The sequence below is a fragment of the Streptomyces sp. NPDC001617 genome, from assembly GCF_053596855.1.
Window position 1 is genome coordinate 160,822 of sequence record NZ_JBSFHA010000007.1, and the last position, 21,271, is coordinate 182,092.

General features: G+C 71.4%; 18 protein-coding genes. 7 read left to right on the forward strand and 11 right to left on the reverse strand.

Annotated elements, in window-relative coordinates:
* Position 1 precedes the first annotated feature (1 nt).
* From ACWC09_RS08480 to ACWC09_RS08490, 3 genes are all read right to left on the reverse strand, one after another.
* Entirely contained in the window at positions 2–1,372 is a 1,371-nt protein-coding gene (locus tag ACWC09_RS08480; protein ID WP_450849769.1) for an ABC transporter permease, read from the reverse strand.
* Complete coding sequence (locus tag ACWC09_RS08485) at positions 1,369–2,310, reverse strand: ABC transporter ATP-binding protein (protein WP_450849770.1); 942 nt, start codon at positions 2,308–2,310, stop codon at positions 1,369–1,371. Before ACWC09_RS08485 ends, ACWC09_RS08480 begins: the two co-directional genes overlap by 4 nt.
* A gap of 150 nt (positions 2,311–2,460) precedes the next feature.
* Positions 2,461–5,559, reverse strand: a complete 3,099-nt coding sequence (locus ACWC09_RS08490) for a glycoside hydrolase family 2 TIM barrel-domain containing protein (protein WP_450849771.1) — start codon at positions 5,557–5,559, stop codon at positions 2,461–2,463.
* 254 nt (positions 5,560–5,813) lie between these two features.
* Here ACWC09_RS08490 and ACWC09_RS08495 point away from each other — a divergent pair, with 254 nt between their 5' ends.
* The gene (locus ACWC09_RS08495) at positions 5,814–8,189 is read left to right on the forward strand and encodes a SpoIIE family protein phosphatase (protein WP_450849772.1); all 2,376 of its coding nucleotides are present in this window, start codon (positions 5,814–5,816) and stop codon (positions 8,187–8,189) included.
* A 23-nt stretch (positions 8,190–8,212) separates the two neighbouring features.
* Here the strand turns inward: ACWC09_RS08495 and ACWC09_RS08500 are convergent, their stop codons facing one another.
* Positions 8,213–8,782 (reverse strand): RNA polymerase sigma factor, encoded by a 570-nt coding sequence (locus tag ACWC09_RS08500; RefSeq protein ID WP_450849773.1) that lies wholly within the window; start codon positions 8,780–8,782, stop codon positions 8,213–8,215.
* A 19-nt stretch (positions 8,783–8,801) separates the two neighbouring features.
* On the opposite strand from ACWC09_RS08500, the gene ACWC09_RS08505 reads away from it, so the two are divergent.
* The 3 genes from ACWC09_RS08505 (at position 8,802) to ACWC09_RS08515 (ending at position 12,301) form a co-directional block, all read left to right on the forward strand.
* A complete protein-coding gene (locus tag ACWC09_RS08505; protein WP_450849774.1) occupies positions 8,802–10,157 on the forward strand; it encodes a serine/threonine-protein kinase in 1,356 nt (451 codons plus the stop codon).
* A 118-nt stretch (positions 10,158–10,275) separates the two neighbouring features.
* On the forward strand, positions 10,276–10,965 hold the full coding sequence (locus ACWC09_RS08510) for a DUF4232 domain-containing protein (protein ID WP_450849775.1): 690 nt from the start codon (positions 10,276–10,278) through the stop codon (positions 10,963–10,965).
* A gap of 82 nt (positions 10,966–11,047) precedes the next feature.
* Positions 11,048–12,301, forward strand: coding sequence for an arsenic transporter (locus ACWC09_RS08515; protein WP_450849823.1), 1,254 nt, complete (start codon positions 11,048–11,050; stop codon positions 12,299–12,301).
* A gap of 9 nt (positions 12,302–12,310) precedes the next feature.
* On the opposite strand, the gene ACWC09_RS08520 is transcribed toward ACWC09_RS08515, so the two are convergent.
* Positions 12,311–14,161 carry a ricin-type beta-trefoil lectin domain protein gene (locus tag ACWC09_RS08520; RefSeq protein WP_450849776.1) on the reverse strand — a complete coding sequence of 617 codons (1,851 nt, stop codon included), beginning with the start codon at positions 14,159–14,161 and terminating at the stop codon, positions 12,311–12,313.
* A gap of 393 nt (positions 14,162–14,554) precedes the next feature.
* Positions 14,555–15,460, reverse strand: coding sequence for a helix-turn-helix domain-containing protein (locus ACWC09_RS08525; RefSeq protein WP_450849777.1), 906 nt, complete (start codon positions 15,458–15,460; stop codon positions 14,555–14,557).
* A 64-nt stretch (positions 15,461–15,524) separates the two neighbouring features.
* Between ACWC09_RS08525 and ACWC09_RS08530 the strand changes: the two genes are divergently transcribed.
* Positions 15,525–16,343 (forward strand): phytanoyl-CoA dioxygenase family protein, encoded by an 819-nt coding sequence (locus ACWC09_RS08530; protein WP_450849778.1) that lies wholly within the window; start codon positions 15,525–15,527, stop codon positions 16,341–16,343.
* On the opposite strand, the gene ACWC09_RS08535 is transcribed toward ACWC09_RS08530, so the two are convergent.
* The 3 genes from ACWC09_RS08535 to ACWC09_RS08545 are packed head-to-tail and all read right to left on the reverse strand — an operon-like array spanning position 16,344 to position 18,383.
* On the reverse strand, positions 16,344–17,315 hold the full coding sequence (locus ACWC09_RS08535; RefSeq protein WP_450849779.1) for an aldo/keto reductase: 972 nt from the start codon (positions 17,313–17,315) through the stop codon (positions 16,344–16,346).
* A 42-nt stretch (positions 17,316–17,357) separates the two neighbouring features.
* On the reverse strand, positions 17,358–17,915 hold the full coding sequence (locus ACWC09_RS08540; protein WP_450849780.1) for a flavoprotein: 558 nt from the start codon (positions 17,913–17,915) through the stop codon (positions 17,358–17,360).
* 9 nt (positions 17,916–17,924) lie between these two features.
* Complete coding sequence (locus ACWC09_RS08545; RefSeq protein WP_450849781.1) at positions 17,925–18,383, reverse strand: nuclear transport factor 2 family protein; 459 nt, start codon at positions 18,381–18,383, stop codon at positions 17,925–17,927.
* A 118-nt stretch (positions 18,384–18,501) separates the two neighbouring features.
* On the opposite strand from ACWC09_RS08545, the gene ACWC09_RS08550 reads away from it, so the two are divergent.
* Entirely contained in the window at positions 18,502–19,053 is a 552-nt protein-coding gene (locus ACWC09_RS08550; protein ID WP_450849824.1) for a TetR/AcrR family transcriptional regulator, read from the forward strand.
* Positions 19,054–19,056: 3 nt separating this feature from the next.
* Here the strand turns inward: ACWC09_RS08550 and ACWC09_RS08555 are convergent, their stop codons facing one another.
* Both ACWC09_RS08555 and ACWC09_RS08560 read right to left on the reverse strand, forming a co-directional pair.
* Positions 19,057–19,251: a ferredoxin gene (locus tag ACWC09_RS08555; RefSeq protein WP_450849782.1), complete on the reverse strand. Its 195-nt coding sequence runs from the start codon at positions 19,249–19,251 to the stop codon at positions 19,057–19,059.
* A gap of 13 nt (positions 19,252–19,264) precedes the next feature.
* The gene (locus ACWC09_RS08560) at positions 19,265–20,464 is read right to left on the reverse strand and encodes a cytochrome P450 (protein WP_450849783.1); all 1,200 of its coding nucleotides are present in this window, start codon (positions 20,462–20,464) and stop codon (positions 19,265–19,267) included.
* Between the two features lie 217 nt (positions 20,465–20,681).
* On the opposite strand from ACWC09_RS08560, the gene ACWC09_RS08565 reads away from it, so the two are divergent.
* Positions 20,682–21,134 (forward strand): nitroreductase family deazaflavin-dependent oxidoreductase, encoded by a 453-nt coding sequence (locus ACWC09_RS08565; RefSeq protein WP_450849784.1) that lies wholly within the window; start codon positions 20,682–20,684, stop codon positions 21,132–21,134.
* The last annotated feature ends 137 nt before the right edge of the window (positions 21,135–21,271 follow it).

Here is a 21,271-nt window from a genome sequence, read left to right on the forward strand (position 1 = left end):
GCTATCCCTTCGAGGTGGTGTCGAGCAGCTCGACGTTGCCGTCGAACTGCCACAGGGGGTTCGGGGCGTCCCCGGTCGAAGTCCGCACCAGGAAGTAGCCGTTGACTTCCTTCGGTCCGTCGCCGTCGGCCACGAACCGCCCGTCCGAGCCGACGTCGAGCTGATAGATGGCCTGCCCGGCCACCGCGATGCCGGGCAGATGCCAGGTGACGACGCACCGCCAGTCGTTGCCCGCCCCCTCCTGGGCGCCCTGGCCGTCGCTCTTGCTGCACGCCGCCGTGGTCCGCAGCTGTGCCTCGGTGACCGCGGGGCGGTGGAGTTGCCGGGTCTGCAGGCGGTAGAGGTGGGCGAAGGCCGTGGCCAGGGAGTGCTGGACCTTGTCCTGCTTGATGCCGGAGCCCATGGACGGAGTCGCGACGGCGATCACCGCGACGGTGAGGGCGGCCAGCGCGGCCAACGGCAGCGCTCCGACGGTGATCGCGCGGCGCCCGGAACCGTCGTAGGCCGGGTTCGTGAAGTCCCGTCGTACGAACAGCAGATAGGCCAACGCGGTGGCGAGCACGGCCCACACCAGGCTGACCGCGATGCCGATCAGGAGCGGGCCGAGCTGCCCCGGGCTGGTGAACAGGCCGTTCCAGGCGATGAAGGCGTAGCCGGGCAGGGCCAGGCGTACGGCGACGGGCAGCGGCAGCATCTGGGCGACCTGCATGCCGAGCGCGACGAGCGGGGGCAGCAGCAGGCCCATCGAGGACCGGCCCAACGCGACGGACCCGAGCAGTCCGATGGCGGCGAGGGCCAGGGTCGGGGCGAGGGCACAGATCCAGGCGAGCAGGACCCGGCCGGCAGCGTCACCGGGCGCCAGCAGACGGCCGTCCAGGCCGACGAGCGGCTGGTTGCCGACCGACGCGAGGCCGCCGACGGCGCTGGAGCAGGCCAGCCCGGCCACGAGCACCAGGATGACGGTGAGGCTGGCCAGCGACTTCGCCACGAAGATCCGGCGGGGCGAGCGGACCGCCACCAGCAGATGGCGCCAGGTGCCGAGCCGGTCCTCGGCGGCGAAGACGTCACCGGCGACCAGCGAGGTCAGCAGCGGGAGGGCCCAGGTGCCCGCGAAACCGAGCATCACCAGCGGTCCGGCCCACCCGGTGGCGTGCATCCAGCGGCCGAAGAGGGTGTCACTCGGAAGCGTGCTCTGCCGGCTCACCGCGGCCACGAAGAGCGCCGGCGCGATCCAGCAGGCCAGGACCAGCAGCCGGATCCTCCACTGGGACACCAGCTTGACCAGCTCGAAGCGGTAGCCGCGCACGAGAGGGGCCCGGCGGGCGACGGCGGCGACGGTCACTTCCCGCTGCCCGGTGTCGGTCGCGGTCATCGGCCGGCCTCCTGCTGGTCGGTGAGGGCGAGGAAGGCCGCCTCCAACGGCGACACCACGGGGGCGAGTTCGCGCACCGCGACGCCCGACCGCACGATCCCGGCCACGAGTTCGTCGAGGGCCGGTACCAGCGCGCGTACGACGAGCACCTCTGCGTCCTGCCGTGTTCCGGCGTCGTCGACGAGCCGGATGCCGGTCGTGTCGGCGGCCAGCCGACGCGCGGCGACCGGGTCGGACGTGCGCACCCGGTAGTCGAGTTCGCGGTTCTCGGCGGCCAGCTTGGTGAGCGGACCGGAGAAGACGACCCGTCCGGTGGCGAGGATGGTGACCTCGGAGCACAGCGCCTCGACGTCGTCCATACGGTGGCTGGAGACCACGACGCTCGTGCCGTCCGCGGCGAGCCGGTGCAGGACCCCGTGCACATGCCTCTTGCCCGCCGGGTCGAGTCCGTTGGACGGTTCGTCGAGCACGAGCAGCCGGGGCTTGACCAGCAGGGCCGCGGCGAGTCCGAGCCGTTGGCGCATGCCGAGGGAGAAGCCGCGGGCCCGGTCGTCGGCGACGTCGGTGAGTCCGACCTGGTCGAGCACCTCGTCGATCCCCGCCGTGCGCGCGTCGTGGCCGCGCAGTCGGGCCAGCGCGGCGAGGTTCTGACGGGCGGTGAGCGAGGGATAGAGCCCGGGTCCGTCCACGAATCCGGCGACGCCGTCGGGTACGGCGAGCACCCGCTCGACCGGCCGCCCGAGGATCTCGAGTCGGCCGCCGTCGGCGACGGCGAGGCCCAGCAGGAGCCCGAGCAGCGTCGTCTTGCCGGCACCGTTCGGTCCGACCAGGCCGTGGATCTGACCCTGCGTCACGTCGAGGTCGACGCCGTCGAGTGCCACGACCTCGCTAAAGGACTTGGTGATCCCGCGAGCCCGCACCGCGTGGAGTGCGTCCATGTGTCCCTTCTTCCGAAACCCCAAGGGACCCTAGGGACGACACACATCCCAGACACGGACGGCTGACTGAACGCTCATGGAACGAATCGTCAAGTCATCGACAAGTTCTGGGCATGGGCAACCGGCCCGAGTCCCACAGGTCCATGCCTGTCAGCCGGCCGGTACCTCCAGCTTGCTGATCCGCACCGCGCCGACCGCCTGGCCGGGATGGCTGCTGGTCAGCGTGAGCCGCAGCTTCGAGCCACTCACCGCGTCGAAGGTGACGACGGTCGGCGCGTCGGAGGCGGTCGCCCAGTCGACCACGACGCCCGTGGCCGGTACATACTCGTGCCCGTCCCACACCGCCACCTCGACCGACGCCGGCAGGCTGTGCGTCGCGTCCACGGTGAAGGAGACCTCCGCCCGGCCGAAGCTCCGGGACCTCCCGAAGTCCACGGAGACCCAGTCCTTCTCGCGGGCCCCGCTGAAGGCGGGCAGCAGGGCCGTGGCCGATTTGGAGAACGCGTTGGACCAGCCGGTGGTCGCGTCGCCGTCGAGCATCGCGGCGGGGAGGGTGTCGGAGCGGCCCGAGTAACCGGCGTCCGCGTAGGGGTGGTTCGGGGCGGCCGGGTAGTCGGGCTCGAAGTCGGCAGCCGGAGTCGCCGCGGCCGCGCGGGCGGGCGTGGCGCGCACCGTCGCCGCACCCGTCCGCAGCCCTTCCGCGCGTGCGGTCACCTTCAGGTTGCCCGCCTTGGTGCCGGAGCGGACGATCGCGAGCGCTTTGCCGTGGAAGGCGGTCCGGGTGCTGGCCTGGTAGCGCTCGGCGCTCTCCTCGCGGCCGTTGTCGAGTCCGGCGAGAGAGCCGCCCTTCACGTCGAAGGTGATCAGGTCCTCGGCGTCGGGCACGACCACGCCGTGCGCGTCGACGACCTCGGCGGTCACGAAGACCAGTGAACGCCCGTCCGCGGCAAGGGACTTGCGGTCGGCGGAGAGCCGTACGGCATGCGCCTCACCCGCGGTCCGCAGCACGTCGGTGGCGACCGCCTTGCCGTCCTTCCTGGCCACGGCCTTCAACTCGCCCGGCACGTACGGCACTTTCCAGATCAGGTGGAGTTTGCCCGCACTGCCGTTGGGGCTGGTGTAACTGCCCGGGTAGGGGCCGTCGGTGAAGGTCTTGTCGTCGCCGGTCGCCTCGGTGGTCTCCAGGTAGCCGCGGCCGTCGGTGGTCTTCTTGGTGTCGAAAGAGCGGGTGCCGAGGGACTTTCCGTTGAGGAGGAGTTCGACGGTCTCCACATTGGAGTAGGCCCAGACCTCGACGGTGTCCCCGTCCTGATGGTTCCAGCTCATGGGCAGCAGATGGACCATGGGTTCGCTCACCCACTGGCTGCGGAACAGGTGGTACATGTCCTTCGGGAAGCCGGCCGTGTCGACCGCGCCGAAGAAGGACGCCTTGACCGGGAAGACGTTGTACGGGGTCGGCTCCCCGATGTAGTCGATGCCGGACCACAGGAACTGTCCCGCGAACCACTTCCGGTCCCGGTCCTTCTTGTGGCCGTACTCGCCGCTCATGGTCCAGGAGGAGAGGTTGTTGTCGTAGGAGGAGACCTCTCGCCTGCCGGGCGTGTGGTTCTCGCCCGTGTTGAGGTGCTCGGGCTCCTGGTAGTAGCCGCGCGTCGAGGTCTCCGACGAGGACTCGGATTCGAAGAGGAACAGCTTGGGGTACTTCGCGTGCAGTGCGTCGACCGACTTGGCGGTGTTGTAGTTGAGGCCGAGGCCGTCCAGCTTGGCCAGCATCAGGTCGGCCGGGGAACCGGTGGCGGGCACGCCGTGGTACTTGTTCGAGCCGATCACGACCGGCCGGGTGTCGTCCGCGGCCCTGATGGCGCCGATGATCCGGTCGGCCATGGCGAGACCGGCGGTCGTGGTGGAGTCGGTGATCTCGTTGCCGATGGACCACAGCACCACGGCGGGCGAGTTGCGGGCGGCGAGGACCATCTCGGTGGCGTCCTTCTCGCACCACTCGTCGAAGAAGCGCCCGTAGTCGTACTTCGTCTTGCCGGTCCTCCAGCAGTCGAAGGCCTCCACCATCATCACGATGCCCAGCTCCTCGCAGACCTCGATCATCTGCGGCGAGGGCGGGTTGTGGGAGGTGCGGAAGGCGTTGACGCCCATCGACTTCATGATGGTCATCTGTCTGCGGACCGCGTCGATGTTGATCGCCGAGCCGAGGGCGCCCTGGTCGTGGTGGAGGTCGACACCCTTGATCTTGTGGTGGGTGCCGCTGAGGGAGAAGCCCTCGTCGGGGTCGAACCGGTAGGTGCGGATGCCGAAGGGGGTGCGGTGGGTGTCGACGGTCCTGCCGCCGACCCGGAGTTCGGTCTCCAGGGTGTAGCGGTGGTCCGGGGTCTCGAACCCCCACAACCTGGGCTCGGATACGGTGAGTTCGTGGGTCTCGGCCGTGGTGTCGGTGACGGTGACCGTGGTGGCCGCGCGGGCCACCGGACGGCCGTCCGGGTCCCTGACCTTCGACCGGACCTCGACCTCGCTCACGGCACCCGACTCGTTCACCACGGAGGTCCGCACGCGTACGACGGCCCGCTTCGTGGTGATGTCCGGGGTGGTGACGTACGTACCCCAGCGCTCCACGTGCACCGGCTCGGTGATCACCAGACGGGCCTCGCGGTAGATGCCGCTGCCCGAGTACCAGCGGCTGCTCGGGAGCTGGTTCTGGACCTTGACCGCGATCACGTTCCCGGTCGTGCCGTCGGTGTGCACGAGGTCGGTCAGGTCGAAGGCGAAGCCGGTGTAGCCGTAGGGGTGATGGCCGACCTCGGTGCCGTTGCAGTAGACGTACGAGTCCATGTAGACGCCGTCGAACTCCACCGAGATCCGCTTCCCGGCGAGGTCCGGCGGCAGGGTGAAGGCAAGGCGGTACCAGCCGAGGCCGCCGGGGAAGAAGCCGGTGCCGCTGGTGGTGCCGTTCTCGGTGGTGGGGGTCTGCTCGATGCTCCAGTCGTGCGGGACCGCGACCTCGCGCCAGGCCGAGTCGTCGTAGCCGGGGTCGGGGGCGTTCGCGTACGCGCCGGTCGGATCGGTGATCCCGCCCGGGTTGACCAGCGCGAAGCGCCAGCCGTCCCGCAGGGCCACCGTGCGGCGGCCGGACGTGCTCCCGGCGGCCTCGGCGGCCCATGCCGCCGGGGTGGCGAGGAGCGCCCCGGCCGCAGGCGCGGCGGTGGACGCGATCAAAACCGATCTGCGAGTGACCGTCATGGCGGCTCTCCCTCATCAGGGCCCAGAAGTACTCACAACTGATCGCTAACACACAGATTCTGACGGTGAGCCACACAAGCCCGTCAAGGGTGCGGGGGCGCCGTTCTGCCCCACGGGTCACAACGGCCGGAAATCCCCCTTGACCCTCCCGTCCCCTGCCCGAGGGGTTCCCGTCCGCGCGGAAGGACGACGGACTAGTCTGGAACGGAAGTGACCCACAGTTCACTCTGAGTGTTCGCGATGGAGTGGCGCCGATGAGCCCGGAGTATCCGTTCGACGATGCCGAGACGGCTCGGGCCGTCGTCGACGACTCCGGCACACTGGTCGACTGGAACGCGGGCGCGGAGCGGCTGCTGGGCTGGCCGGCCGCAGAGGTCCTGGGCACCCCGGCCCGCAACCTGCTGGTCGACCGGGAGGTCCTCGCGCCCGTCGGGCCCCGCTGGGACGGCACCCTTGCGCTGCGTCACCGCGAGGGCCGCGAGATGTCCGTCTGGCTGCTCGCCCATCACCAGCCGGCACAAGACGCCGGCGCCGCCCGGTGGCTCCTGTTCAGCCCGCTGGACGGCAGCGCCCCGCACTCCCCCGACGACCCGCTGGTCACGGCGGTGCTCGCCCAGTCTCCCTGTGCCATCGCCGTGTACGACGAACGGCTGCGGCTGAGACGGGTCAACGACGCCATGGCGAAGGTGATCGGGCTGCCCGAGGAGCACCTGCGGGGGCTGCGCCTGTCCGAGATCGGCGGGAAGCCGCAGAGCGAGGAGCTCGAGGCGCACATGGTGCGGGTGCTCACCTCGGGGCGCCCGCTGGACGTCCAGACGTACATGCGCACCGGCGGCGAGGACAACGCGCACGCGTGGCTGGCCCGGATGGCACCGGTCACCGACGCCGAGGGGCGGGTGCGGGGCGTGTGTCTGGCCGCGCACGACTTCGCCGACAACTACCTCGCCCGGGAGCGGCTGCAGCTGGTCAACGAGGCGAGCGTGCGCATCGGCTCCACCCTCGACGTCACCCGTACGGCGCAGGAGCTCGCGGACGTCTTCGTGCCCGCGCTGGCCGACCTGGTCAGCGTCGACCTGCTGGACCTCCAGGAGCACGGCGGCGAGCCCCCGCTGCGGCTGACCGCCCCGATCGGCCTGCGCCGCGCCGCGCACCTCTCCGTCAATCCGGGCACGCCCGAGGCCGTCCTCAAGCCCGGGCAGCTGGAGGAGTACCCCTCGGGCTCGCCCCAGGCCGACTCCCTGCTGGCGGGCCGCACGATCGTCGCGTCGATCTCCTCGGGCGCCCTCGACCAGTGGCTGAGCTGGCACAAGGCGCGTGCCGAGCGGGTCAAGGAGTACGGCATCCACTCCACGATGTCCGTGCCGATCCAGGCCCGCGGGCTGACCCTGGGGGTCGCGGTCCTGACCCGGTTCCGGCGGCCGGACCCGTTCTCGCCGGACGACGTGCTGCTGGCCGAGGAGGTCACCGCCCGGGCCGCCGTCTGCATCGACAACGCCCGCCGCTTCTCCCGCGAGCGCGAGACCGCCCTGGCTCTGCAGCGCAGCCTGCTCCCCCGCTCGCTGCCGCGCACCGCCGCCGTGGACGCCGCCTCGCGCTATCTGCCGGCGGCGCGCGCCGGGGTGGGCGGCGACTGGTTCGATGTGATCCCGCTGTCGGGGATGCGGGTCGCGATGGTCGTCGGGGACGTGGTCGGCCACGGCATCCAGGCCTCGGCCACCATGGGCCGGCTGCGCACCGCCGTACGCACCCTCGCCGACATAGACCTGGCCCCGGACGAGCTCCTCACCCACCTGGACGACCTGGTGGTACGGCTGTCGGCGGAGGCCGGCAACGACGGCAGACCCGGCGAGGTCGGCGCGACCTGCCTGTACGCGGTGTACGACCCGGTGTCGCGGCGCTGCACGCTGGCCCGCGCCGGGCATCCGCCGCCGGTGGTGGTCCCGCCCGGAGGCGCGCCCCAGCAGGTGGAGCTGCCCGCCGGTCCCCCGCTGGGGCTGGGCGGGCTACCGTTCGAGTCGGCCGAGCTGGAGCTGCGCGAGGGCAGCGTGCTGTCGTTCTACACGGACGGCCTGATCGAGACCCGAGAGCGGGACGTGGACGCCAGTCACGAGCTGCTGTGCGAGGCGCTCGCGACGTACTCCGACTCACTGGACGAGACCTGTGACCGCGTCCTGCACGCCCTGCTGCCGCCGGGCGGTGCCCTGGACGACGTGGCGCTGCTGCTGGCCCGCACCCGCGGCCTGCCCGCCTCGCGGGTCGCGACCTGGCACATCCCGGCCGATCCGGCGCTGGTCGCGCCGATCCGCAAGCAGGTCGTCGCCCAGCTGGACGCCTGGAGGCTGCTGGAGGCCGCGTTCACCGCCGAGCTGGTGGTGAGCGAGCTGGTCACCAACGCGATCCGGTACGGCGCCCACCCGATCCGGCTGCGGCTGATCCACGACGCGGCCACACTGATCTGCGAGGTCTCCGACACCAGCCATACGGCACCGCATCTGCGCCGCGCCAAGACCTGGGACGAGGGCGGCCGGGGACTGCTCCTGGTCGCGCAGCTCACCCAGCGCTGGGGCAGTCGGCACACGGCGGACGGCAAGACCATCTGGGCGGAGATCGACCTGCTCGGCGAGGACTGAGCGGGGAACGGCGGACCGACTGCTCAGGACCTGTCCGCGAGCCAGGGCCTGACCTGGCGGCGCGCCTCGTGCAGCCGTGACTTGAAGGTGCCCAGCGCAATCCCGGCCCGTTCGGCGGCCTCCGCGTACTCCAGTTGGCAGATGTCGCGATACACCAACGGCTCTACCAGCTGGGGATGTTCGCGCTCCAGCCGGTCCAGGGCCTCCAGCAGGTCGAGCCGGGAGCCTGCGATGACGCTGGTGGTGCGCGGGTCGGCCCGGTGGTCGTCGTCGATCGGGGCGGGCTGCTCGGCGGCCCGGCGTCTGAGCTCGCGGTACTTCTGCCGGCAGCAGTTGGCGACGACGGTGTGCAGCCAGGTGCTGAAGCGGCTGCGCCCCTCGAACGTGCCGATCTTCCGGGCGAGTTGGAGCAGGACGTCCTGGGCCGCCTCCTCGGCGTCCTCCCGGCAGGGCAGGAACCGTCCGCAGCGCCGGACGACCTCGGGTCCGATCGCTCGGAGCAGCTCCTCCAGCGCCGCCCGGTCCCCCGCCGCCGCGCTGCGGGCGAGGTCCTCGGTGGGCGCGACCAGGTGCTCTGCTCGGGATCGATCCACGGCCAGGCATGATAGTCGTATGCACTCCGTCGAGCGGATCGGGCGCTACCGCCTGGAACGGCGCCTGGGCTCGGGCGCGTTCGGCACGGTCTGGCTCGCACACGACGACGAGCTGGCGGCGCCGGTCGCGGTCAAGGTCCTCGCCGACAACTGGTCCCACCGGCTCGACGTCCGCGAGCGCTTCCTGGCCGAGGCGCGGATGCTGCGCCGGGCCGGTTCGCAGCGGGTGGTACAGGTCTTCGACATCGGTGAACTGCCGGACGGGAGACCGTACTTCGTGATGGAGTACGCCGACGGGGGCACCCTCGCGGACCTGCTCGCCGCCGGTCCGCTGCCCGTGCCCGAGGCGCTTCGGCTGACGGTGTCGGCGGCCCGGGGCGCGGCCGCGCTGCACGAGGCGGGGATCGTGCACCGGGACATCAAGCCGACCAATGTGCTGCTGTGCTCCTCCCCCGGCGGCGGCTCCCGCGTGCTGCTGGCCGACCTGGGGCTGGCCAAGAGCCTGGCGCAGGCGTCCGGGCTCACCCAGGCCGCGGGATCGGCGGGCTACCGGCCGCCGGAGCAGGCCGAGGCCGGGGCGGGGATCGACGCGCGGGCCGACGTGTACAGCCTGGGGGCGGTCGGCTATCACCTGGTCACCGGTGCGGTGCCGGGCGAGCCCGGCAGGGTGGTACGGCCCGACCGGCTGCGTCCTGGGCTGGACCCGGCGGTCCGGCAGGCCCTGATGCGAGCCCTGGAACCGGACCGCAGGCGGCGCTGGCCCAGCGCACAGTCCCTCGCCGAGGAACTGGAGCGCCTCGCCGCGCCCGGCTACCGGCGCCGACCGCACCGAAAGGCCCTCGTCCTGTCGGCCGCCCTCGCGGTGATCGCGGCCGTGACCGTGCCCCTGGCGCTGACGGACCGCTCCGCACCGCCCCCCGACGTGCGGGTCGCGGACACCACAGGCCGGATCACGGCCGAGGTCCCCCGCGCCTGGGACCGCCAGCTGCGCGACTCGGGCTGGGATCCGGGGGCGCTGGGCCTGCCCGCCGGGCGCCGGCCGGGCTTCGTCGTCGCGGACGACCTGGCGAAGTGGCAGGACCTGACGGCGGACGTGAACGGGGTCTTCGTGGGCCGGACCGAGCAGGGCGACCTCACGGCCGCGCTGAACACGCTGAGCCACCCCGGCTGCCGCTACGACGGCAGCCGCGCCTACACCGGCACGGTCTGGCACGGCAGAATCCGCACCTGGAGCGACTGCCCGGGCGGTTCCGTCACCGAGGCCGCGCTCACGCCCGCGAAGGGCGCCGGGAAGCCACGGGTGTACGTGCAGATCCGGGAACACGGCGCGTCCTCGGCCGACCGTGTCCTCGCCTCCGTACGCCTCGGAAACTGACCCGAAGCACTTCCGAACTTTTTGGTGCTCACGTGCATCGGACATCCATGACGGGGCACAGAGCGCCGTACGCACGCGCCATGGCGGGTGCGTGGAAACTCCGGGAGTGTTGAGAAACATGGCGAACAAGTCCCCCTCCGTCCACCGCGCGGTCCTGCTCGCGAGCTCGGTCGCGGTGCTGGGTCTGCTGACCGCGTGCGGGAGCAGCGGCGGCTCCGCGAGCTCTCCGTCGACCCTGTCGGGCACGGCCGCGCCCGCCACGGACGGCGGTACGAGCGACTCGGCGTCGGCGTCGGCTCCCGCGTCCACCTCCGCCTCGGGCGGCACTTCGGGCGGGGGTACGGGCAGCAGCCCGTCCTCGGGCGGCTCGTCGGCCGCCGGTGGGTCGAGCCGGTGTCACACCTCCGAGCTGCGGGCGACCGTCGGGCGCAACAACCCCGGAGCCGGGCAGGAGAACTTCCCGATCGTGCTGACCAACGCGTCGTCGCGTACCTGCACGGTGCGCGGCTACCCCGGTGCCGCGTTCGTGGACGCGTCGGGCAAGCAGCTGGGGCCGGATCCCAGGCGCGAGTCGGGCAGCACGGCGACGACGGTGACGCTGGCGCCGGGCAAGAGCGCCTGGGCGGGGCTGACGTTCTCGAACCCGGCGGTCAGCGGAGCCCACCCGGCCACCCCGGCGGCGCTCCTCGTGACCCCGCCGGACGAGCGGGACTCCCTCAAGGTGTCGTGGACGGGCGGTCAGGTACCCGTGTCCGGGAACGCCTCCTCGGCGTTCCTGACGGTGTTCAGCCCCGGCACCGGCGCCTGAGCGGCAGGGCCCCGACGGGCTGCTTGCCCCGGCCTGTTTTCATTGAGCGATCCCGCGCCGCTCCGCCCCGAAGGACCCCGCCCTGAACACCCCGCTCGCCGAGTCGCTGTCCGCCGTCCTGCTCGTCGCCGTCCTCGCCTTCGCGGTACTGCGCCCGAAGGGCCTGCCGGAGGCGGTACTGGCCGTCCCGGCCGCGGGGATCGTGATCGCCACCGGGGCGATCTCACTGGACCACGCCCGAGAGGAGGCGGCGCGGCTCGGGCCGGTCGTGGGGTTTCTCGCGGCCGTGCTGGTGCTGGCCCACTTCTGCGACGTCGACGGGCTCTTCCAGGCATGCGGGGCGTGGATGGCGCGCCGGGCGGCGGGGTCGCCGGTGCGGCTGCTCACAGCGGTCTTCGTACTGGCCTCGGCGATCACGGCCGTGCTCAGCCTGGATGCCACGGTGGTACTGCTGACGCCGGTGGTGTTCGCCACCGCCGCCCGCGCGGGCGTCCGCGCCAGGCCGCAGCTCTATGCCTGCGCCCATCTGTCGAACACGGCCTCGCTGCTGCTGCCCGTCTCCAACCTGACGAACCTGCTGGCGTTCGAGACCAGCGGGCTGAGCTTCACCCGGTTCGCGGCGCTGATGACCCTGCCGTGGCTCGTGGCGATCGGCGCCGAGTATCTGGTCTTCCGGCGCTTCTTCAGGAACGACCTGAGCACGACCGCCGACTCCCCCGAACCCGGTGACACACCCGAGCTGCCCCTGTTCGCGCTGGTCACCGTCGGCTGCACGCTCGCCGGGTTCGCCGTGGCCTCCGCGGTCGGCGTGGAGCCGGTGTGGGTGGCCACGGCGGGGGCGCTGGTGCTGGCCGGCCGCGCGCTCGTACGGCGGAGGGCGACCCCGCTGTCGGTGGTGCGGGCCTCCGCGCCGGCGTTCCTGGCGTTCGTGCTGGCGCTCGGAATCGTGGTGCGGGCGGTCGTCGACAACGGCCTCGCCGACGCCCTCGACCATGTCCTGCCCTCCGGCTCGGGCCCGCTCGCGCTGCTCGGCATCGCCGCGCTCGCCGCCGTACTGGCGAACCTGATCAACAACCTGCCCGCGGTCCTGGTCCTGCTGCCGCTGACCGCCAGGGCCGGGCCGGGTGCGGTGCTGGCGGTGCTGCTCGGGGTGAACATCGGCCCGAACCTGACCTACGCCGGGTCGCTGGCCACGCTGCTGTGGCGGCGGATCGTGCACCGGCACGAACACGACGTGGACCTCGGGGAGTTCACCCGGCTCGGCCTGCTCGCCACCCCGGCCGCGCTGGTGTCGGCCGTGGCGGCGCTGTGGCTGTCGCTGCAGGTGATCGGCTGAGCCGGGCGGTCAGTGCCGTCCGCCGCCGTAACCGCCGTAACCACCGCCCCAGCCCCCGCCGCCCCAGCCGCAGTAGGACGGGTTGTAGTAGCAGTAGGCGTTCGACGGGTATGAGGTGCTCGGCGTGGGGGCCTGGGTCGTCGGCTTCGCCGACGGGGTCGGTGTGGCGGTCGGCTTCTTCGAGGCCTTGGGCGTGGCCTTGGGCGTGGGGGTCGGGACGGGGGTGGTCTCGGCGTCCCAGTTGACGACCTGCATCTGGAGGTCGGCCTTCGAGGTGTCGAACGCCCAGCGCTGGACGGTGCTGTCGTCGCGGGTCTTGACCACCAGCGCGCCCGAGCCGTCGGTCGCGGCGGGGGTCAGGCCCAGGTCCTGGTCCCAGCGCGGCACCAGGGTGCCCTGAAGCGTGAAGTCGTAGCGGATGTTCTTCTGGTCGGTGCTCGCGCACGGGGCGAGGACCACCGAGTAGCCGAGGTGGGAGTCGAGGCAGAGGTCGGGGTCCGCGACGCTGCGCAGCCGGCCGTCGGTCTCGTACCGCCACTGCTGGGTGTTGTCCGAGGAGCAGGAGGCGAGGTCGGTCTCGGCGCCCTTCACGGCCTTCTTGCCCACGACAGCGATACAGAGCCCGGAGTCGAGGTTGTGGAGCCTGCCCTGGACGTCGCCCTGCGCGGCCTCGCCGGCGCTGATGAAGGACGGGTTGCCGGTCGCGGTGGCCTTGCCCGGGCTGGGGGTCTCGGAAGGGTGGCCGCCGTCGGCCGTGGTGGCGTTGTCGCCGGAGCCGAGGACGGACCACAGGACCAGCGGGAGGACGACCAGTCCGCTCACCGTGAGGACGGCCGCGGCGAGGTTGCGTCTGCGGGCCGCGGCGCGTCTGGCGGCCTTGCGGTCGGAGAGACGGGAGGTGGTACGGCCGCCGGGTGCGGGGGCCGCCTGCGCCGCGGCGAAGGACTCGCCGGCCGGAGCGAAGAAGGGCTCGCCCGGCATCACCCTGGGCCGCACTTCTGGGGGCAGGGGGGTGCCGCCCTGGACGGGACCGGCGATCCGGGACTCCACGTAGGGTTGCGCGCCCCAGCCCAGGACCGCCTCGGCCAGAGCGAGGCCGAGTCCGTGGTTGAACTGGGCGAGTTGGTCGGCGGTGTGGCTGCAGTGCTTGCAGCGGGCGAGGTGCGCGGCGAGGTCGGGGTCGACATCGAGGCCGCCGCGCCGGTAGGTGACGTCGAGCATGCGCAGGTAGCGGCGGCACTCCTGCTCGGGCGCGAGTTCGCGGTGGACCTGGAGGCATTCTTCACGCAGCCGGTCGCGGGCCCGCCCGAGTTCGACACGGGCGTCCTCGGCGTTCAGGCCGAGGAGCCCACCGGGTATCTCGATCGGCTCGGCCTCGACCTCCACGTGCCACAGCAGGCAGCGGGCGGACTGGGGCAGCCGCTGGAACGCGCCGGAGAGCAGACGCCGGTCGGACGGCGGCAGCAGCCGGGCCGCGATGCGGTCCCCGCCGTCGGCCCCGGAGCGCAGCTCGGGGTGGAGGTGTTCACGTCGGCGGTCGTTGTCCCACTCCGCGGCGATACGCCGCACGGTGACCAGGAGTTGGGGCCGCCAGGCGGACGTGGGGCCGTTCTGCCGCAGGGTCTCGCCGAAGAGCCGGGTGAACGCGGCGGTCGTCAGCATTCCCGCGGAAGGTGCGCCGTCGGTGCACAGCCGGGCGTACGCGAACCCCGCTTCCCAGTGCCGGTCGAGAAGTTCACCGACGGGCTGCAGCGCGGGCGTCGTTCCCGTCCACTTCTTGAGTTCGGAGCTCAGCTGCTCGTCCGTCACCTCGAACCGGCGGTCGGGCGTGGGGGAATTCGACAGGCCGACGTCTTTCACGGCTGCATTCCTTCCGGGGCCATGCGGCATAAAGTCCATACCATGCGGTATGGGGACCCGCCGTCAGAGCGACGAGGCCCACTCGTACAGGATTCGGCGTCCCGAACGCGCGCCTGGGACGGCTCTTTTGGAGCTCGGGGACGAACGGGGGACGCCTCGCGCGCACAGGAGGAAAATGTATTGTCTGTGCACCGACGGTGCACACCTTTGCACAGGTCAGGGAGGCCTAACAAGAGATCTCGCGGTTTTGTGCATGGCGCGCCCGGCACGGAGTTTTGACGTAAAGTCAGCCGTCCGGGAATACGAATCCCCGAGAACCACACCGTCTCGTCGCGAAACCATTGCACGACCTCCTCCCTCTCGCCTTCGGCCGCGCCCGCCGGGCACTCTGGTTCACTCCTCAACCATTGGTCCACCGGCCCGGTATGTGCCGGGCGGCACACCATACCGGGCGCGGAAGACCCGGTTGAAGTGGAAGGGGCTGGCGAAGCCGGAGGCCGCGGCCACCCGGTCGACGGAGAGGTCACTGCCCTCCAGCAGCCGGGCGGCGTGCCGCAGCCGCGCCTCGCGCAGCGCCCGCATCGGGGACTGGCCGAGCTGCTGGGTGTACAGGTGGGCGAGGCGGGAGGGCGACAGGGAGACACTCGCGGCGAGCGAGCGGACGGTGTGCGGGGCGCCCGGATCGGCGGCGATGAGCGCCTCGGCCCGCCCCACCCGGTCGTCGACACCGTGCTGTCGCACCGGGGGCCGCGCGGTGGCGGCGCCGAGCAGGACCACCTCCTCCAGTGAGGACAGGGCGAGTTCACGCGCGGCGGCACCGTGCGCGACGGCGACGCGGCCGTCCGGGGGTGCGGCCGCGGGCGGCGGTTCGGTACCGGTCCAGCGGGCGTCGGCGAGCATCCGCCGGAAGGCCCCCTCGACCCGGCCGTGCAGGGCGGCCGGCGTCGGGGTGACGGCGTACAGCCCGTCGCCGGTCGCGTACGGGCGCAGCCAGGGCGTCCAGGAGGACCGCGCCTGACAGTGGACCCACCAGAACCGCCAGGCGGGGGCGCCCGGTTCGACGGCGTAGTGGTGCGGCTTGCCGGGCGCGAGCACGACGAGGTCCCCGGCGCCCGCGCTTGCCTCCGTCGTCCCCTGGCGCACTCGGCCACGACCGCCCGTCGTCCACAGGAAGAGCCAACTCTCGGCTCCGCGCGGGCGGTTGATCGCGTAACCGTGAGGCTGTTCGTAGTGGCCGATCACCACCAGGCCGAGTGGCGGCGCAGCAGTCTCGGGCAATGCGTCAGCATCCACGGGCATCCTCCTTGCGGGTACGGCGGCCTAGCGTTTGCGGGCAGATGACACCTTGTCGAGGAGGGGACGGATGACAGCCACGGACATCTACACCACCGACGATTCCATCCTGACGCAGGACGGCCTGCGGCAGTTCCGGGAGGACGGCTTCACCGTCGTGCGCGACCTGTTCGGGTACGACGAGATCGACCGGTTGTGCGGGGAGTTCGCGGCGCTGCACGCGGCGGGGCGGGTGCCGGGGCACTTCGAGCCGCGGGCGGGCGGGGACCCGCTGGCCGGGTATCCGCGGGTGATGCATCCGCACGAGATCAACGCGGTCGCGCGGGGTGTGCTGTTGGACGCGCGGCTGCGGAGCGTGCTGGAGGTGCTGCTCGGGGAGGAGGTGCTGGCCGCGCAGAGCATGTTCTACTTCAAGCCGCCGGGGGCGCGGGGGCAGGCGCTGCACCAGGACAACTTCTATCTGCGGGTGGAGCCGGGGACCTGTGTGGCGGCGTGGGTGGCGTGCGAGGTGATCGACCGGGACAACGGAGGGCTGGAGGTCGTGCCGGGGACGCACCTGATGGACCTGTTCTGTCCCGAGGAGGCGGACGCGGAGGTGTCGTTCGCGCGGGAGTACGTGGCGCCGCCCGAGGGGTTGGCCTCCGTACCGGTCGACATGGCACCCGGGGATGTCCTGTTCTTCAACGGCAGCCTGGTGCACGGGTCGCAGCCGAACCGGACGGCGGATCGCTTCCGACGGTCGTTCATCGGGCACTACGTGGGGCGCTCCACCGAACGCATCGGGCACCACTACCGCACGCTGACGATGAACGGGGCGCGAGTGGTGCTGCCGGAGAGTGAGGGAGCGGGTCCGTGCGGCACGGAGTTCGCACCGCACGGACCCCACTGATCAGCTGTGTCCGACGATCGGGTGCGGGGCGTACGGCTGCTCCAGCTCCTCGATCTCCTTGTCGCTCAGTTCCAGTTCCACGGCGGCCACCGCGTCCTCGATGTGCCGCGGCCTGGCGGCTCCCACGATCGGGGCCGCCACCGTGTCCTGGTGGAGGAGCCAGGCCAGGGCCACCTGGGCGCGGGGGACGCCACGGTCCGCGGCGATGCGGGTGACCGCCTCGACGATGGTGCGGTCGCTGTCCGGGTAGAGGCGGCTGCCGAAGTTGTCGCCCGCGCTGCGTTCGGTGACCGTGCCCCAGTCGCGGGTGAGGCGGCCTCGGGCGAGCGGACTCCAGGGCAGGGCGCTGACGCCCTGGTCGGCGCAGAGGGGCAGCATCTCGCGCTCCTCCTCGCGGTAGAGGAGGTTGTAGTGGTTCTGCATCGACACGAACCTGGTCCAGCCGTGCCGCTCGGCGACGTACTGCATCTTGGAGAACTGCCAGGCGTACATCGAACTCGCCCCGATGTAGCGGACCTTGCCCGCCTTCACCAGGTCGTGCAGGGCCTCCATGGTCTCCTCGACCGGGGTGTGCGGGTCGAAGCGGTGGATCTGGTAGAGGTCGACGTAGTCGGTGCCGAGGCGGCTCAGGCTGTGGTCGATCTCGGTCATGATGGCCTTGCGGGAGAGGCCCGCCCCGTTGGGCCCGGGCCGCGTCCGGCCGTGCACCTTGGTCGCCAGCACGACCTCGTCGCGGTTGGCGAAGTCCCTGAGCGCCTTGCCGACGATCTCCTCGCTGGTGCCGTCGGAGTACACGTTGGCCGTGTCGAGGAAGTTGATGCCGGCCTCCAGCGCCTGCCGGATCAACGGCCGCGACGCCTCCTCGTCGAGCGTCCACTCGTGCACACCTCGGTCGGGCAGGCCGTAGGTCATGCAGCCCAGACTGATCCGTGACACGTCCAGGCCCGTCGAACCGAGCTTCACATACTGCATCGTTGCTGCTCCTGCCTTCGGGATGGGGTACCAGTGGGGAGGCTACGACGTTCCTTCCCGTCCGCCTCCGGTTTCACCGATCAGGTCCAGTGCCCGCTCCCACCCGAACTCCGGCCGTACGCCGTCCTCCCCCGCCTCGCCGGAGTACGGCTCGCCGATCCGGACGCCCATCCCGCGCAGCCGTGTCAGGCTGTCCCGATACGCGGGGTGGGCGGCCAACGCGTCGGCCACGCAAGGGAGTACGGCGACCGGGACGCCGAGACCGTACGTCTCGCACAGGGTGGCCACGGCGAGGGTGTCGGCGAGGCCCGCCGCCCACTTGTTGACCGTGTTGAACGTGGCGGGCGCGACCACGACCGCGTCCGGCGGCGGGAAGGGGCGCGGATCGCCCGGGGTGCGCCAGGCGGAGCGTATGGGGCGGCCGGTCTGTGCCCGCACCGCCTCGCTGTCGAAGAAGCCGTTCATGGCGACGGGCGTCGCGATGACGCCGACCTCCCAGTCCCGCTCCTGCGCGGCGGTGATGAGCTCACCGACCTCCGCGGCGATACCGGCGGCGCAGACGACGACGTAGAGGAAGGGTTTCCCGGCCTGTTCGGTCACCCCGGAACCCTATGCGAGCGGGAAGGTCTCGCCTCGCTCGGATTCCGGTCGCGGCCCGTGGATACGGCGCTCCTGCTCCTCGATCGGTACGTCGTTGATGCTGGCCTCGCGCCGGGTCATCAGGCCGTGCTCGTCGAACTCCCACAGCTCGTTGCCATAGGAGCGCCACCACTGGCCGTCGGCGTCCCGGGACTCGTACTGGAAGCGGACGGCGATGCGGTTGCCGTCGAAGGCCCACAGGTCCTTGCGCAGGGCGTAGTCCTGCTCACGCTCCCACTTGCGGGTCAGGAACCCGGCGATCTCGGCGCGGCCGGTGACGAAGGTGCCGCGGTTGCGCCACACCGAGTCCTCGGAGTAGGCGAGCGCCACCTTCTGCGGATCACGGGTGTTCCAGGCGTCCTCGGCGGCCTGCACCTTCTGCGCGGCGGTCTCACGGGTGAAGGGCGGCAGGGGCGGGCGGTCGGGCATGGTTCCTCCTCGGCGACGGGTGGACGGACGGTGAGAACGATCGTTCTCCATTCGGCTGCTACCGTAGGAGAACGCTCGTTCTCGCGTCAAGGGAGAGGTGGTTCACCGCATGGCCGTCTTGGACAGCGCAGCCGCCCGGGAGCAGGCGCTGGACGCCGCCGAGGAGTTGTTCTACGGGCGGGGCATCCAGTCGGTCGGCATGGACGACATCCGGGGCGCGTCGGGGGTCTCGCTCAAACGGCTCTACCAGCTCTTCCCGGCGAAGGAGCAGCTGGTGGAGGCGTATCTGGAGCGGCGGGACGCACGCTGGCGCGGACGGCTGGCCGAGTTCGTGGCGCGGCGGGAGGAGCCCGAGGAGCGGATCCTGGCGGTCTTCGAGTGGCTGGAGGAGTGGTTCGGCGAGGACGGGTTCCGCGGGTGCGCGTGGATAAATTCCTACGGTGAGCTGGGCGCCACGTCGGAGCGTGTGGTGGCCCAAGTGCGGGCGCACAAGCGGGCGTTCAGGGAGTATCTCGGCGGGCTGGTGGCCGAGGCGGGACTGCCCGGCGCGTTGGCCGGGCAGCTGTTCCTGCTGGCGGAGGGCGCGATGGTCACCGCGGGTGTCTCGGGAAGTGCCGAGCCCGCACGGGAGGCGCGCGAGGCGGCTCGACAGCTGCTGCGGGTCCGCTGAGTCTCAGCCGTCGGTCACGGTGATGGCGCCGACCGGGCAGGCGCGAGCGGCCTCCCGGACCATCGGGTCGTCGCCGCCGTCCTCGCGGCCCGGCAGCAACGCGCTGAAGCCGTCGTCGTCCTGGGTGAACACGTTCGGGGCGGACAGGGCGCACTGGCCGGCGCCGATACAGACGTCCTTGTCGATGTCGATGTGCATGGCGTCGAGCCTCTTACCAGGTCACGGGGAGTTCCAGCATCCCCTGGATGGTGTCGCCGGGCTTGAAGGGGATCTCGTCGGACGGAGCGGCGAGACGGAGGCCTGGCAGACGGTCGAAGAGGGTGCGCAGGGCGATGTCGAGTTCGGCGCGGGCCAGGTTCTGGCCGAGGCACTGGTGGATGCCGAAGCCGAAGGCGACATGGTGGCGGGCCGGCCGGTGCCAGTCGAGGGTGTCGGCGTCGGCGTAGACCTCCTCGTCGCGGTTGATGACCGACGTGGAGAAGACCACTCCGTCGCCCGCGCGGATGGTCGTGCCGTTCGTCTCGATGTCCTCGGTCGCCCTGCGCAGCAGCCCGTCCGCGATGGACAGCATGCGCATCAGCTCCTCGACCGCGGACGGCATCAGCTCCGGGTCGGCACGCAACTCGGCGAGTTTCTCCGGGTGTTGGAGCAGGGTGAAGGTGCCCAGCGAGATCATGTTGGCGGTCGTCTCGTGGCCGGCGACCAGCAGGATGGTCGCGAAGGAGATGGCCTCGGTCCGGTCCAGTACCCCCTCGCGCAGCTGGTGGTGGACGAGTTCGTCGAGCACGCCGTCGCCGGGCTCGGCCTGCCCCAGCTTGCGGTCGATCAACTCCTCGAAGTAGGCGTCCAGTTGGTTGCGCGCGTCCTGTACGTCCTCGACCTTGGGACCGCGCAGCAGACGGCGCGACTGCCCCTCGAAGAAGTCGTGGTCCGCGTAGGGGACGCCGAGCAGCGCGCAGATCACCATCGACGGCACGGGCAGTGCGAAGGCGCCCACCAGCTCGGCCGGCGGCCCCTTCTCGATCATCGCGTCGAGCAGTCCGTCCACGATCCGCTGGATCCGCGGGCGGAGTTCGACGGCGCGGCGCAGGGTGAAGCTGGGGACCATCATCCGCCGCTGGACGCGGTGCTTGGGGTCGTCGACGCCGAGCAGCGCGACCCTCCGGTTCTTCACCGCGGCGAACCGCTCGGTGGGTGCCGGGAAGTCGGGGTGGCCCCGGTCGGTGGACAGGCGCTGGTCGGCGAGGAGTTCGCGGGCGAGGGCATGACCGGTCACCAGCCAGGCCGTACGGCCGTCGTAGAGGGTGATCCGGGTCAGCGGGCGGTCGGCGCGCAGGGGGTCGTAGGCGGTCGGCGGGTGGTAGGGACAGGTCCGGTCCTGGGGGAAGGCGACCGGTTCCGTTTCCGTCATGGCAGACCTCGCAGACGAAGAGTGCGTCGTGCAGATCTTCATTAGATGCCCCGGGCATCTATGGGGCGACGAGAAGTTCGGCCAGATCGGTGGTGCGGGCATTCTGGCCGGAGTTGGTCGCTCACGATGCGAGAACCGGTCATGGATGATTCCGGAACGCGACGGTGTTGAGTGACGGTGTCAGCAAGCCGTACGACCCGACGATGGGACGGATGCCATGCCTCTTGAGGGCGAGTACGAACCCAGCCCGACGCAGTGGGTGCGCGATCAGGTGGAGCTCTACGAGAGCTCCGGCGGCACGAAGGGGACGACGCTGCTGGACACCGGTATGCCCGTCATCGTGCTCACGACCCGCGGTGCCAAGAGCGGCAAGATCCGCAAGACACCGCTGATGCGGGTCGAGCACGAGGGCCGGTACGCCGTCGTCGCCTCGCAGGGTGGCGCGCCCACGCACCCGGTCTGGTACCACAACATCAAGGGCGACCCGCGGGTGGAGCTCCAGGACGGCCCGGTCAAGCAGGATCTGACCGCCCGCGAGGTCACCGGCGCGGAGAAGGCCGAATGGTGGGAGCGGGCGGTCGCGGCATATCCGCCGTACGCCGACTACCAGAAGAAGACGGACCGGCAGATCCCGGTGTTCGTGCTGGAACCGGCCGCCGGGAACAGCTGATCCCGGCCCCGCCGAAGAGCTGTGTTCCGGGCTCGGATGCAGGGCTCGGATGCAGGGCTCGGATGCAGGGCTCGGATGCAGGGCTCGGATGCAGGGCTCGGATGCAGGGCTCGGATGCAGGGCTCGGATGCAGGGCT

Bases quoted from the DNA above. Each gene is read 5' to 3' on its own strand.
- ACWC09_RS08480 (WP_450849769.1), bottom strand. From the start codon at position 1,372: ATGACCGCGACCGACACCGGGCAGCGGGAAGTGACCGTCGCCGCCGTC.
- ACWC09_RS08485 (WP_450849770.1), bottom strand. From the start codon at position 2,310: ATGGACGCACTCCACGCGGTGCGGGCTCGCGGGATCACCAAGTCCTTT.
- ACWC09_RS08490 (WP_450849771.1), bottom strand. From the start codon at position 5,559: ATGACGGTCACTCGCAGATCGGTTTTGATCGCGTCCACCGCCGCGCCT.
- ACWC09_RS08495 (WP_450849772.1), top strand. From the start codon at position 5,814: ATGAGCCCGGAGTATCCGTTCGACGATGCCGAGACGGCTCGGGCCGTC.
- ACWC09_RS08505 (WP_450849774.1), top strand. From the start codon at position 8,802: ATGCACTCCGTCGAGCGGATCGGGCGCTACCGCCTGGAACGGCGCCTG.
- ACWC09_RS08510 (WP_450849775.1), top strand. From the start codon at position 10,276: ATGGCGAACAAGTCCCCCTCCGTCCACCGCGCGGTCCTGCTCGCGAGC.
- ACWC09_RS08525 (WP_450849777.1), bottom strand. From the start codon at position 15,460: ATGCCCGTGGATGCTGACGCATTGCCCGAGACTGCTGCGCCGCCACTC.
- ACWC09_RS08530 (WP_450849778.1), top strand. From the start codon at position 15,525: ATGACAGCCACGGACATCTACACCACCGACGATTCCATCCTGACGCAG.
- ACWC09_RS08535 (WP_450849779.1), bottom strand. From the start codon at position 17,315: ATGCAGTATGTGAAGCTCGGTTCGACGGGCCTGGACGTGTCACGGATC.
- ACWC09_RS08545 (WP_450849781.1), bottom strand. From the start codon at position 18,383: ATGCCCGACCGCCCGCCCCTGCCGCCCTTCACCCGTGAGACCGCCGCG.
- ACWC09_RS08555 (WP_450849782.1), bottom strand. From the start codon at position 19,251: ATGCACATCGACATCGACAAGGACGTCTGTATCGGCGCCGGCCAGTGC.
- ACWC09_RS08560 (WP_450849783.1), bottom strand. From the start codon at position 20,464: ATGACGGAAACGGAACCGGTCGCCTTCCCCCAGGACCGGACCTGTCCC.
- ACWC09_RS08565 (WP_450849784.1), top strand. From the start codon at position 20,682: ATGCCTCTTGAGGGCGAGTACGAACCCAGCCCGACGCAGTGGGTGCGC.